Origin of the sequence: Paenibacillus pedocola (assembly GCF_031599675.1) — a bacterium.
Lineage (GTDB): Bacteria > Bacillota > Bacilli > Paenibacillales > Paenibacillaceae > Paenibacillus_AQ > Paenibacillus_AQ pedocola.
This window is the reverse complement of the sequence record NZ_CP134223.1, coordinates 589,265-600,933: the sequence shown is the minus strand read 5'-3', so window position 1 is coordinate 600,933 and position 11,669 is coordinate 589,265. Positions and strand designations below refer to the sequence as shown.

Annotated in this window: 16 protein-coding genes and 1 riboswitch; of the genes, 6 read left to right on the top strand and 10 right to left on the bottom strand. The window is 51.7% G+C overall.

The features are described 5' to 3' along the window. Nucleotides 1-72 precede the first annotated feature (72 nt). From QU597_RS02660 to QU597_RS02650, 3 genes are all read right to left on the bottom strand, one after another. Nucleotides 73-399 (bottom strand): ArsR/SmtB family transcription factor, encoded by a 327-nt coding sequence (locus QU597_RS02660; RefSeq protein ID WP_038585474.1) that lies wholly within the window; start codon nt 397-399, stop codon nt 73-75. Nucleotides 400-517: 118 nt separating this feature from the next. Then, on the bottom strand, nt 518-895 hold the full coding sequence (locus tag QU597_RS02655) for a hypothetical protein (protein ID WP_310831248.1): 378 nt from the start codon (nt 893-895) through the stop codon (nt 518-520). A gap of 44 nt (nt 896-939) precedes the next feature. Beyond that, a complete protein-coding gene (locus QU597_RS02650; RefSeq protein ID WP_310831247.1) occupies nt 940-2,124 on the bottom strand; it encodes a pyridoxal phosphate-dependent aminotransferase in 1,185 nt (394 codons plus the stop codon). A 256-nt stretch (nt 2,125-2,380) separates the two neighbouring features. Here QU597_RS02650 and QU597_RS02645 point away from each other — a divergent pair, with 256 nt between their 5' ends. After that, nucleotides 2,381-3,904 (top strand): methyl-accepting chemotaxis protein, encoded by a 1,524-nt coding sequence (locus tag QU597_RS02645; RefSeq protein ID WP_310831246.1) that lies wholly within the window; start codon nt 2,381-2,383, stop codon nt 3,902-3,904. Between the two features lie 187 nt (nt 3,905-4,091). On the opposite strand, the gene QU597_RS02640 is transcribed toward QU597_RS02645, so the two are convergent. From QU597_RS02640 to QU597_RS02630, 3 genes are read right to left on the bottom strand one after another with little or no spacing between them, the layout of a single operon-like run. After that, a complete protein-coding gene (locus QU597_RS02640) occupies nt 4,092-4,388 on the bottom strand; it encodes a putative quinol monooxygenase (protein WP_054943077.1) in 297 nt (98 codons plus the stop codon). 24 nt (nt 4,389-4,412) lie between these two features. Beyond that, a complete protein-coding gene (locus tag QU597_RS02635) occupies nt 4,413-5,048 on the bottom strand; it encodes a nitroreductase family protein (protein ID WP_206102966.1) in 636 nt (211 codons plus the stop codon). Between the two features lie 40 nt (nt 5,049-5,088). After that, nucleotides 5,089-5,517: a MarR family winged helix-turn-helix transcriptional regulator gene (locus QU597_RS02630; RefSeq protein ID WP_206102964.1), complete on the bottom strand. Its 429-nt coding sequence runs from the start codon at nt 5,515-5,517 to the stop codon at nt 5,089-5,091. Between the two features lie 194 nt (nt 5,518-5,711). On the opposite strand from QU597_RS02630, the gene QU597_RS02625 reads away from it, so the two are divergent. After that, the gene (locus QU597_RS02625; RefSeq protein WP_310831245.1) at nt 5,712-6,491 is read left to right on the top strand and encodes a carbon-nitrogen family hydrolase; all 780 of its coding nucleotides are present in this window, start codon (nt 5,712-5,714) and stop codon (nt 6,489-6,491) included. A gap of 186 nt (nt 6,492-6,677) precedes the next feature. Here QU597_RS02625 and QU597_RS02620 read toward each other — a convergent pair whose 3' ends face one another. Next, complete coding sequence (locus QU597_RS02620) at nt 6,678-7,595, bottom strand: lipoate--protein ligase family protein (protein ID WP_310831244.1); 918 nt, start codon at nt 7,593-7,595, stop codon at nt 6,678-6,680. A gap of 253 nt (nt 7,596-7,848) precedes the next feature. On the opposite strand from QU597_RS02620, the gene QU597_RS02615 reads away from it, so the two are divergent. Further along, nucleotides 7,849-8,772, top strand: coding sequence for a CHAD domain-containing protein (locus QU597_RS02615; protein ID WP_310831243.1), 924 nt, complete (start codon nt 7,849-7,851; stop codon nt 8,770-8,772). A gap of 96 nt (nt 8,773-8,868) precedes the next feature. Here QU597_RS02615 and QU597_RS02610 read toward each other — a convergent pair whose 3' ends face one another. Both QU597_RS02610 and QU597_RS02605 read right to left on the bottom strand, forming a co-directional pair. Then, nucleotides 8,869-9,210, bottom strand: a complete 342-nt coding sequence (locus QU597_RS02610; protein WP_310831242.1) for a thioredoxin family protein — start codon at nt 9,208-9,210, stop codon at nt 8,869-8,871. Between the two features lie 34 nt (nt 9,211-9,244). Then, on the bottom strand, nt 9,245-9,643 hold the full coding sequence (locus tag QU597_RS02605; protein WP_310831241.1) for a MerR family transcriptional regulator: 399 nt from the start codon (nt 9,641-9,643) through the stop codon (nt 9,245-9,247). A gap of 164 nt (nt 9,644-9,807) precedes the next feature. Between QU597_RS02605 and ytxJ the strand changes: the two genes are divergently transcribed. The 3 genes from ytxJ to QU597_RS02590 are packed head-to-tail and all read left to right on the top strand — an operon-like array spanning nt 9,808 to nt 10,801. Further along, nucleotides 9,808-10,134 carry a bacillithiol system redox-active protein YtxJ gene (gene ytxJ, locus QU597_RS02600; protein WP_310831240.1) on the top strand — a complete coding sequence of 109 codons (327 nt, stop codon included), beginning with the start codon at nt 9,808-9,810 and terminating at the stop codon, nt 10,132-10,134. After that, the gene (locus tag QU597_RS02595) at nt 10,131-10,370 is read left to right on the top strand and encodes a glutaredoxin family protein (protein ID WP_206102952.1); all 240 of its coding nucleotides are present in this window, start codon (nt 10,131-10,133) and stop codon (nt 10,368-10,370) included. The genes ytxJ and QU597_RS02595 overlap by 4 nt, the downstream gene beginning before the upstream one ends. Nucleotides 10,371-10,399: 29 nt before the next feature. Then, nucleotides 10,400-10,801 carry a VOC family protein gene (locus tag QU597_RS02590; RefSeq protein WP_310831239.1) on the top strand — a complete coding sequence of 134 codons (402 nt, stop codon included), beginning with the start codon at nt 10,400-10,402 and terminating at the stop codon, nt 10,799-10,801. Between the two features lie 73 nt (nt 10,802-10,874). Here QU597_RS02590 and QU597_RS02585 read toward each other — a convergent pair whose 3' ends face one another. Next, nucleotides 10,875-11,285, bottom strand: coding sequence for a hypothetical protein (locus QU597_RS02585; protein WP_310831238.1), 411 nt, complete (start codon nt 11,283-11,285; stop codon nt 10,875-10,877). A gap of 108 nt (nt 11,286-11,393) precedes the next feature. After that, a riboswitch (cyclic di-AMP (ydaO/yuaA leader) is annotated at nt 11,394-11,593 on the bottom strand. Between the last annotated feature and the right edge of the window lie 76 nt (nt 11,594-11,669).

Here is an 11,669-nt window from a genome sequence, read left to right as displayed (position 1 = left end):
TGAATATATGAGCAACAATACTCCTGCCTGCCGTTCTTGTCAACGGAAAATCCACCCTCCTGAGGGCGGATTTTATTCGCTGCGGATGCCCTCCAGGAGGGATATAGCATTCACGAGATGGTTATCGAAGATCTGTCTGGCCACCGCCAGCAGGTCCTTAATCAGGGGATCACGCAGAGAGTAAATCACCGTTGTCCCTTCCTTGACGCTGGCTACCACATTCTTGGCACGGAGGACGGCCAGCTGCTGGGATACCGCAGAGCCTTCCGAACCGAGAATCGCCTGCAGCTCATTCACATTCTTCTCGCCTTCGCTCAGCAGTTCCAGGATGCGGATCCGCATCGGATGAGCCAGCGCCTTAAAAAATTCCGTCTTAAATTGTTGAATATCGCTGTTCATTGGACTTCTGCTCCTTATAGCTGTACTTCAAACCTGTTGTTTTATCTTAGCCTATTTTTTCAGGAGTGGCTATGCAGATGCAATAATTATAAGCTTGCAGCAGCTTTCGCTCCGCTTATTAAATCACCGGATAGACCGCCAGCTCCCGGGTCCGTATCTCCACCCAGCCGCCCAGTGCCATCGGTTCACCCAGGCATTCGAACATGATCAGTTCCGGCCCAAGCCGCAGATATCCCGTTCCGTCCGCCTCAATATTCTCCAGTATACCGGTTAATATCACCTGTTCCCCGTCGATGCGTATCCCGCAGTCACTGCTATTGACCGGAACCAGATCTACCCAGCGCATAATAAGCGCAGGCAGCTCAAATTCCGCCTCAAGCACAGCTCCGGGCTCCGGCAAAGACCCGCCGCCCCAGATTCCCCTGCCCTCACCGCAGTCGGCAGCAAACCATACCTCATTCTTCCTGATCCCATGCTTCAATAGGGTTATCTTCATCTCTGTGCCCCGCTTCTTCTTAATATCACTTATGCTATATGCAGCTATTCTTCCGCAGTAAACAGCTTCAATCCCGCGATCCGCTGCACAGCTTCCGCCAGCCGGGCTTCATCGCTTACCAGTCCGATCCGCACATAGCCTTCGCCATAAGTACCGAAGCCAATGCCTGGAGCGACGACCACATGCGCCTGCTCCAGCAGCAGGTCCGCAAAGCTCTGTGAGGTATAGCCTTCCGGAACAGGAAGCCAGGCGAAAAAGGAGCCGCGCGGAGCCTCCACCTGCCAGCCAATTTGCTGCAGGCCGCTGATCAACGTGTTGCGCCGCGCTTCATAGCGGTCTACGTTCTCGCGGACACAATCCTGCGGACCCAGCAGCGCAGCAGCAGCCGCTTCCTGTACGGCCCCGAACAAGCTGACATACATATGATCCTGCAACAGATTCAGGCTCTCGATCACACTGGCATTTCCTGCGGCAAAGGCCACCCGCCAGCCGGCCATATTATAGGTCTTCGACAAGGTATAAATTTCGATGCCGGTCTCCTTAGCTCCTGGTGTCTGGAGGAAGCTCACCGGCCGCTGCCCCTCATAGCCAATCGCAGCATAGGCAAAATCATGCACCACACATATGTTATGCTTCTCCGCAAACCGGACCGTCTCCAAAAAGAACTCACCGTCAGCCACCGCTCCGGTCGGATTGTTCGGGTAGTTAAGAAACATCAGCTTTGCCTTGGCCGCCGTTTCCGGGGTTATAGCCGTATAGTCAGGCAGGAACCCGCGCTCCTCCTTGAGCGGCATCATCTCCATAACAGCCCGGGCCAGCTCAATACCAGACCAGTAATCCGGGTAACCGGGGTCCGGCACGAGTGCGGTATCACCCGGATTCAGCAGGCACTGCACTACCTCAACCAGTCCGGTTTTCCCGCCGAACAGTATAGCAATCTCCCGCTGCGGGTCCAGCTCTACACCATACTCCCGTTTATAAAAAGCTGCCGCAGCTTCTTTAAGATAGCCATGCCCGCGAAAAGGCGGGTACTTATGATTCATAGGGTCAACCGCCGCTCGCTGCAAGGCTTCTACAATATGAGACGGGGTAGGCCTGTCAGGATTGCCTTGCCCGAGATTAATGACATCATGTCCTTCAGCCGCTACCTGGCCGGCCCTGGCAACAAGCGCAGCAAAGAACTGCTTAGGCAAAGCATTGAGCATTTGGGAAGGTTCGAAAATATTCATTGCCGGGTCACCCTCTCGTTAATAACATTACATATTGTATTTTATTCTAGCGGTTCGGGAAACCCAAAGCCAGCCGATTCATAATTTCACATGGGATGTTATAAAAATATGATGCCAAAAGACCGTTATATAGCAATATAGACCTATTAATCGAACCCATTAAACTATGAGTTTTGTCGAATATGTACTTATTGATTAGTAGTTTAGAAGGTTCATGGGATCTATACTTGCTTTGCATATGAGGGGATGATGAACCATGATCCAGCAAAAAAACAGATTAATGATTTGGATGTCAGCCGCAACGATTTTCATCAGTATTTTGATTCATCTGCTGCATAGGCAGTTTGATTTACTGAGCCTGGGCATGATTCACAACGAAGAGGAAGCCCTAACGATTGCCCGGGACTTTGCTTTTTCTATGAATGTGCTGCTGGCCCTTCCGGCCATCTTCCTGGTCATTAACATTTGGCTATACAGCAAGAACAGGGAACATAAGTACATCCCTTTATTGAATACTTTGGCCATAACCTTCGGCAGCTTCTCCATGATCGCAGGCGGGGGCGGAACGGTAGAGTTTCACTTTTCCATTTTCATGGCGATTGCAATTGTTGCCTACTACGAGAATATCATGCTTACTCTGATCATGACCGTTTTGTTTGCGCTGCAGCATATCCTTGGATTATTGCTCGTCCCTGAGCTGGTGTTCGGAGTATCGAGCTATCCTTTTACAATGATGCTTATTCATGCCTTGTTCCTGCTTATGACCTCAGCGGCTACCATCCTGCAGATCATCTCTAAGCAAAAAATTACCTCACAGCTTGAAGGGGAGAAGACTAAAAAACAGAACGAAGCTATCCTGCTCTTAGAAACGGTGAAGCAGCTCTCGGATGAGCTTGACCACACCTCCTCTGCCGTCTCTCAGCTGTCGGAAGGCAACATCCGCGTGAATACAGAGATGCTGCAATCGTTCAGGGAGGTATCCACCGGTCTGAGTGATCAAAGCGGGTCGCTGGTCAGCATGGAGAATTCCGTGCAATCTATTACCAAGATGATCGAACAGACCTCTCAGACCTCTTCCACCATGCAAAAAAGAACGGCAGCTACCGAGCAGGCCTTGTCGGAGAACCGTAATAACACAAGAGTATTATACAATCAGGTTTCCCTTGTATCCGAAACGATTACGACAGCTACTGAAACCATTGTATCCCTGAATGAGTCCACTCAAAAAATCGAAGGCATCATTTCATTAATTCAGGATGTGGCTACCCAGACCAATTTATTGGCCCTTAATGCTTCGATCGAAGCCGCAAGAGCCGGTGAGCATGGCAAGGGGTTTGCCGTGGTAGCGAGTGAAATCCGTAAACTGGCTCAACGAAGCAATAATTCCACCGAAGAAATCAGGCTCATTCTCAATAAAGTACGGGAAGAAAGTGCCACTTCTGTATCGCAAATGGAGACCGGCAAACAGACCTCGGATGAGTCTGTTGCCTCTGCCAAAGAATTCATGTCAGATTTCGACCTGGTGTATCAAACCATCAGCCAGCTGGTGACAGCGATTAACGAGCTGAATGGATCCATTCAGACTATCGAAGCAGCATCACAGGAAATATCCAATGATATGACGAATATTTCCGCCGTTATCGAGGAGAATGTGGCTTCCATGGAGCAGCTGTCTGCAGGCAGTGAAAATCAAATGAATTCCTCCCAACAGGTTAACGACAAAATCATCGACCTACAGGAGCTCACCCATTCCCTGCGCAGAAAATTCGAAACCAGCTGAGGAGACTGGCGATCCGGGGCAGAAGTCACTACTGCGGAAATGGCCACACCAGGCCCCGTCATTCTCTAGCACAAATAAGCTCGCAGAAGCCTGCTTACACCGCCATCCCATGAAGGGTAATTACCCTAGCCATGGCGGCGTGATGTAAACACAGGCTCCTGCGAGCTTTTTTCACAACAACTTGCCCTTACTTGCTGAACAGTTCTCCGTTATATACCTTAACATCCAGCGGTGCTGTCAGAAATTCGCCTGCTTTGGCCGCAAAGCCGGTGAAGTGCGGACTTGCATTATGACCGGCAACAGCTTCGGCATCACGCCATTCCTCCACCATAATATAGACATTGCTCCGGGAGACATGCTTGTACAGCTCATAAGAAATATTGCCTTCTTCCTCATGTGTAGCATTCAGCAGGGTCTCGGCTTCTGCCAGAAATTGCTCCTCACGTTCAGGGTTCACTTGAAGTGTAGCATGAATAATAATCATTGTTCATTCCTCCTGGTTAGTCGATTATTTCCACTCTGCAATCTTATCGATCGGCAGACGTACGGATTGATAGCCTTCAGCAGCAGCTTTCCCGATGGAGATCAGCATTACCGGAATGTACCGTTCTTTGTCCATACCGAACATTTCGGCAATCTGGTCCTTTTCGAAACCGCCGATAGCATTGGTATCATATCCATGGGCACGGGCAGCCAGCATTAGCTGCATGGAGACCAGGCCACCGTCAATCATTACGGTTTCTCTGTTGATATCGGCAGGCAGATTGGCGAAATGTACTGCCAGACGGGACAGCTGGCCTTCTTTCACTTCCTTCGGCATCAAGCCGCGCTCTACTGCAGTACCATAGATTTCTTCAGCATACTCGAAGTTGTTCAAATCGCCGAACACAGCGATCATAGCGGCTGAGGTTTCAACCTGCTGCTGGTTAAACTTGGCGATCGTCGCCAGCTTGGCTTTGGCTTCGGCACTTTCAATGATCAGGAAGCGCCAAGGCTGCATGTTTACTGAGGATGGAGCCAGGGTAGCTTCTGTAAGAATTTCGGTCATTTCTTCCTTGCTGATTTTGACACTTGGATCATATTGGCGCACGGAGCGGCGGCCTGTAATAATCGATGTGAAGTCATTTGTTTTCGTTGCATTCATGTGAAATAATCTCCTTTGATAGTTGGTATATGGGTGAAGGCTACAGTAGATTGATATTATGCTGCAGCCGGGTAAGCTTATCCACGAGTGACTTGCGGTCCTGCTCGTCAAATCCGGTAAGTAAACTGCTGATAAAACGGTTCTTCTCTTCCTTGTAGCAATGCACCTTATCCCGCCCTTGCTGGGTCAGTGAGACCAAAGTAACTCTATTGTCTACAGGGTTGTTACGGCGGGTGACCATTCCGCTCTCTTCCAGACCCTTCAAATGGCGGGTAATGGCTGCGGCATCGATATCGATTTCCTTCTGCAGCGCAATCTGGCTGATCTCTTCAACCTGGAACAGCTCATGGAGCAGGCGGAGCCTTGTGGGGCTGATGCCGGCACATCGTTCAAACTTCGGGCTTATTCCCTTGTTCAGCGCCTGCAGCAGTTCAAATATGCGTTCTTCGTCAGGCTGATGTCCCGTCAATGTTAACCTCCTTAAAATGTAGTGAGCTTAATGATTTAAAAAATAGATTGTGCAAAATCTTCTTGACGAAAATTAGTTTACACCGATTTAATTGACCCGTCAACTATTTATTTTATCTTCCTTTTTAGTGCCTCCTTCGGATTGCTTTGCCGGCAGATTACACTATAATTTCATACTATAAAGGAGGCTGACGCATGAAAATATCCCTGATTCAGCTCGATATAGCATTTGGCAATCCCGGGGCAAATTATGCTGCGGCGGAACAGCTTATCCGCAGGGCTGCCGCAGCAAAGCCCGATTGCCTCATCCTGCCTGAGCTATGGACGACCGGATACGATTTGACCCGACTGGAGCAGATTGCCGATCCAGACGGTGCACAGACAAAGGCCATGATCTCTTCACTCGCGCTGGAATACGGCATCAACATTGTGGCCGGTTCTGTTGCCAGCAAGCAGTCTGCCGGGATTACCAACAGCATGTTCGTCTTCAACCGTGAAGGCGGGCTGGCCGGTGCATACAGCAAGCTGCATCTGTTCCGGCTGATGGATGAGCATCTGTATCTGCAGCCGGGGGAAGCCAAGGGGCTGTTCACTCTGGACGGGGCTTTATGCGCCGGGCTGATCTGCTACGATATCCGCTTCCCGGAATGGGTCCGCGCCCACACGGCGCTTGGTGCCGAGGTGCTGTTCGTCAGTGCCGAATGGCCGATGCCGCGGCTTGCCCACTGGCGCGCCCTGCTGATCAGCCGGGCGATCGAGAATCAATGCTACGTGATCGCCTGCAACCGTGCTGGAGCTGATCCGGCGAACGTCTTTGCCGGACATTCGATGATTATTGATCCTTGGGGGGACGTTATAAGTGAAGCTGCAGAGAGCGAGATGATTCTGAGCGGAAGCATTGATCTGCAAAAGGTCCGTGAGGTGCGCCAGCAGATTCCTATCTTCACTGACCGGCGGCCTGAGCTGTACTTGTAGCCAAGAAGCTGCTTTTACCAGCAGGTGAATATGTACGGCCTGAGCAGCTATGACCGAAAGAAGAAGAGCAGTGATCCTCCCGTCACCGGGGAATCACTGCTCTTCTCGTTGCGCTTATTTACTTAGGGCACGATCGTGCCTCACTCATCCAAGCTTATGGATTCAAGCTTAATGCTGCAAGCTTATTCAGCGGGCATACCGCTCCCGCAGGATCTCCGCCGCCTCCAGCACACGGGGATCGCTGTACTGGAGATCATACCCCGTCTCCTGCCGCAGCTGCGCGGCAGAGGTCAGCTGCACACCCCGGCTGGCGGCCGCCTGCCGGATGCCTGCAGCAAACACCGCCGCTGCATCCGGCCCGCCAAGCTCGCCAAGCGCGGCAATCGTCTCCGGGCGGACCCGCGGATAGACCAGAGACTCGTCCCCTCCGGACGCAGTCTCATAGAATCCGCGGATCAGCTCCCCGCGCTCCTGTCCGGAGCCGGAGACGACCACAAACGCGTGCACGAAGTACGCGCTGCTCTGCCTGCGCTGGGCAATGCCGCAGAACTTGCGGCCGCCGATCGCCAGATCGAAATCGCCCGGGCAGTACGAGCCGGCGATTTCTCCGGCCCTGATCCTTGCCGCGGCCTGCGGATGGCTTACGGCTGCGGCCTCGGCAATCAGCGAGGCCAGCAGCCGGAAATCATCGTGAAAGTCCAGCTTGCCCGGAGCTTTCGGGAGAATCAGGGACACATTGACAATCCCCGCGTCAAGCGGCACGGCGGCACCGCCGGAATGCCGGACTGCCGTGCGGATTCCCGCCCCTTCAAGCTCCGCCATCGCTGCAGCGGCAAAGGGCAGCTTGCTGTCCCGCAGACCCAGCGCAACCCCTCCGGGGTGACTCCAAAGATGCAGGGACGGCGGGACCGTTCCCGCTCCAACGTCCCGGCACAGCGTCTCTTCATAAGCGAACGGAATCAGCATATCCTCCGCTCCCGTGACCGGCTGTTCTCCGGCAAAATGCTCAAAAACCGCCATTTCCGCAGGAAGAACGCTGGTCGTTCTCTGCTCCTGCCCGTCAAAGAGTCTGCTTAATAGCCCCAAGCCCTCATGAGAAACCACTGATGATTACCCTCTTCCTCTAAGATGAATATTAGACTGTCCAACTAACCGGCAGCCCGCTCTTCATTTCCGTGAAATTAATACTGCTCCTATTGTAACCCATTCCCCTCCCGGCGCGAAGGCAAGGACACCTAAAGCATTTGAAATCGCTTCATCCAACCGTTATCCTTATACTAAAGAAGATACTCCCCGTGTTAGACAGAATGTGCTGAAGTTCATGCAATACACACACAACCTTTAGGAGTGATGCCGCATGACCGTCGAACAGCTAACGAAGGACCGGCAAGCCAGTAAGACCCGTCAGTGGGAACAGGCGATGATCAAGCTCTATGTTAACTTCCGTGATTACAGCAAGGACGCACTGAAGGATTTCGGAGATGAGGATATTCATCAGGCGAGGGTAAACAGCCGCAAGCTGCTGACGCTGCTGTCGATTCTTGATCCCGATCATTCCTCCACCGGAGAGCTATACAGCACTTTTAAACAGGCCCAGAAGATGCTCGGCAAGGTCAGGGATGCAGATGTTCTGATTCATTCCTTCAAAGAGCGGCGCAAACTGGCGAAGGAAGACGGCGATGACAAGACAGCTGAGCTGCTGAAGGCCGTCATTAAGCATCAGAAGGAGAAACGGAAAGAGTACCGCAAGAAGCTGGAAACCGGGCTTGCGCAGCTGACCGGAAAGGAATTGGACAGGCTCTGGACGGCTTTTCTCGCCGGACCCCTGGAAGCCCTGACCGCCAAACGGGACGCAAACGTCGTCATGCGTGAGCTGGAGGTGGCCTTCGAACAGAAAAAAAAGGCCTGCAAAACGTTGTTTAAAGAACCTGAAGCGGAGTCCAAGGCCGCCTTCGAGGCCCTGCATGAGCTAAGAATATCGGCTAAGGAGCTGCGGTATACCGCGAGCGCCGCGGGTTTTGCACTCAATCAGAAATTTCATGCCCATGAAGAAATCTATAAGAACATTCAGGAGCAGCTGGGAGTGATTAATGACAAGCGGGTCTGGCTGGACACCCTGCAGTCCATTGGACGCGATGAGCTTGGCGTCGGTAAAAAGGCCTGGGGCGCATTTACCGGCAGCCTCAGAGAAGAGATACTGGAAGCCCTGCACCAGAACGAGGTTGTCCCGGTTCCGGCTTCATTTGCCGAACGGCCTGCAGCAGTGCTGAATGAACAATAAGCCCTCATAACTCCTGTATATCCTGAGTAGTTACTTTCTGATATGTAAAAAAGGCGGGAAGCGCATGCCTGGCATGCCGCTTCCCGCCTCTATGCGTTAACTGGTACTGCTGCTCACCGCGGCATACTTTCGCAATACGCCTTGATAGACAGATTTCGGACGCAGACCGACCAGCTTCTCCACCGGCTGTCCTCCGCTGTACACGACCACAGTAGGCAGGCCCATGACGCCAGCCTCCGACGCCAGCTCAGGCAGCTCATCACAGTTTACCTTTACTATAGACACGCTGTCCGCATACTCCTCATCCAGTTCCTCCAGAATCGGCAGCAGCGTTCTGCAGGGTCCGCACCTCGGCGCACCATAATCAACCAGCACTGTTCCGCTCCGGTTCAGCTCCGCCCGCAGGGCTCCCGCATGCTCCACATTCATAATTGCCATAATTCTTCCCTCCCGTAACTCTATGACTGTACGCTTAACTATTTTCCAGTTCAGTATTTCCGTGCTCAGCAGTCCCGCTCTCCATCTGCTCCTGCTGCATTGCAGCCATCCGCTGCTGGAGGTTGAGCCTGATCTGGCTCAGTTCTATAATCTGGCGTTCAATCTCCTTCAGCTTGCTGCGGTAGAGCGGCATCACCTCTGCACAGAAGGACTCTTTATTCTTCAGTACACAATGCAGAAATCCGGCAATCTCCTCTGTCGACAGCCCCAGATTCAAATACAGCTTAATCGTCTCTACCGTTTCGACGGCCAGCGGCGAATACTCACGGTAGCCGTTGGCCTCCCGGAGCGGTGTAAGCAATCCTTGACGCTCATAATATCGCAGGGAACGGACACTGACACCTGTCCGCGCTGCAAGTTCACCTATTTTCATGGCATTCTCCCCGGGGTTCATGAGAAATGGTCTGCTTTCAGTATAAACCCTGACACCAGTGTCAGGGTCAAGGCTTTTATTTCTGCCGTATCTTTTGCTTTAATTTTGAACTATGCTACAATCTTAATTACAAAAATATAGAATCCCAGGAGGGCGATTTACCGATGTCTATTCAACAACTTCATACTCTGGATGAACTGCACCAATATGTCGGGCAACCCGGCAAGAAACTGCTTTTTAAGCACAGCACAACCTGCCCGATCAGCGCCAAAGCTAACGAAGAGTTTCTGGCGTTTGTACAGAGCTCTGATACGCCGGCAGCTATTGTTCATGTGATTGAAGACCGTCCGGTCTCGAACCAGATTGCTGAAGAATTCGGCATCAAACACGAATCTCCGCAAATTTTTCTGCTGGAAGACGGAGAAGTCCGCTGGAACACCTCCCACTGGAAAATCACCCGCGATGCCATCAAGGAGGCAGTGAGCAAATGAGCCAGTCTGTAATTGTCTACTCTACATCCGGCTGCAGCGACTGCAATCAGGTAAAACAGCTGCTCACAGAACAAGGCATTCCGTTCGAAGTGCGCGATGTTATGACCAGTACAGTCTATCAGGAGGAAGTAGAGAAGCTCGGCTTCATGGGAGTACCTGTCACTGTATCCGGAGAATATGCGGTCAAAGGCTTCAACCTTCCTGAGCTTAAGGAACTTATTGCTGCAGCGAAATAAATCATGAATGATTCCAGGAGGCTACAGCCATGACACAGGAGATCTGGATTAACCTGCCGGTTAAAGATGTTGAGAGGTCAACTGCCTTTTTCAATTCGATTGGATTCCATGCGGTGAGCGTTGGTAACGAGAGATCCAAGCTTGCCATAGGGCAAACGACGATTCTGCTGTTCCCGGATGCGGCGTTTGAGAAATTCACAGGTTCAACAATCGCTGATACTTCCCAATGCGCAGAAGTCATCTTTTCCATTGGTGCAGAAAGCAGAGAAGAAGTAGATGCCTTTATTCAAAAAGTAGAGTTTGCCGGAGGAAATATCTTTGGCAAGCCAAGTGAAGTGGACGGCTGGATGTACGGCGCAGGCTTTGCCGACCTGGACGGTCACCGCTGGAACCTGCTGTACATGGATGAGAGCAAAATGCCGAAACGCTAATATGAAAACGCCGGTTACCTGTTTAAGGTCACCGGCGTTTTTTTATCCCCCTATAAACTTATATCTTTCAGGTTCAATATTCGCACTCGGCTACCAGATGACCCACATTCCCGCTATGGGTATAGATGACATGGTCCGCCCCAAGCCCTTTGTATACCAGTCTCGGATTCATGGAGGTGGTAATGACAAAGATAGGCTTCGCGGTCCACGTCCGGCACATCTGCACATAACGGCAGCATAATGCCACACTGCTCTCGAACAGATAAATTCTGCCTACGGCAAACGGCGGCCTAAGCCAAGTATTCAGATGCCGGGTATCCACCTCAAAAATAACCTCAACCCCCAGCTCCTGGAGCCGCGCGTGTTCAGCCGGATTGTTGGCGAGCCCTGCCATCCGGCAGCCTTTTATTTGGAGCATTCTAACAAACTGTTCCCCTGCCTTCGTCGGAGCGCTAATGAGTACATATTCCTCCTGGCTGCCCATCTCTGTCTCCCCCTCCCGGTTCACGTTATAGCCGGCATTCATCTATACCAGCACAGCAAAAAACCACAAAGGATTCCCTTTGTGGTCCAATTAACGGTCACAATGCGCCTATCCTCTCTACAGTACGCTTACGAGGTTAGCTGCCGGATTCGGGCGTTGAGAGTCGCCCTACCTGTTATCCATACGAGACTTTTCAGTTCTCGCAGTTTCCCAGGATTCACCCCATAACCGGCTCCGCCTCTCACGATCGGCTTCCGGTTGTTTGGTTCCCCCGCTCTCCGTAAACGGAGATTAAGCGGATTGCTTATTCAATTGCGCTTAAACAGATGTAATCATACCTTCTGCGATGATCGCTTGTAAAACGCTAATAGCGCCAAAATAATG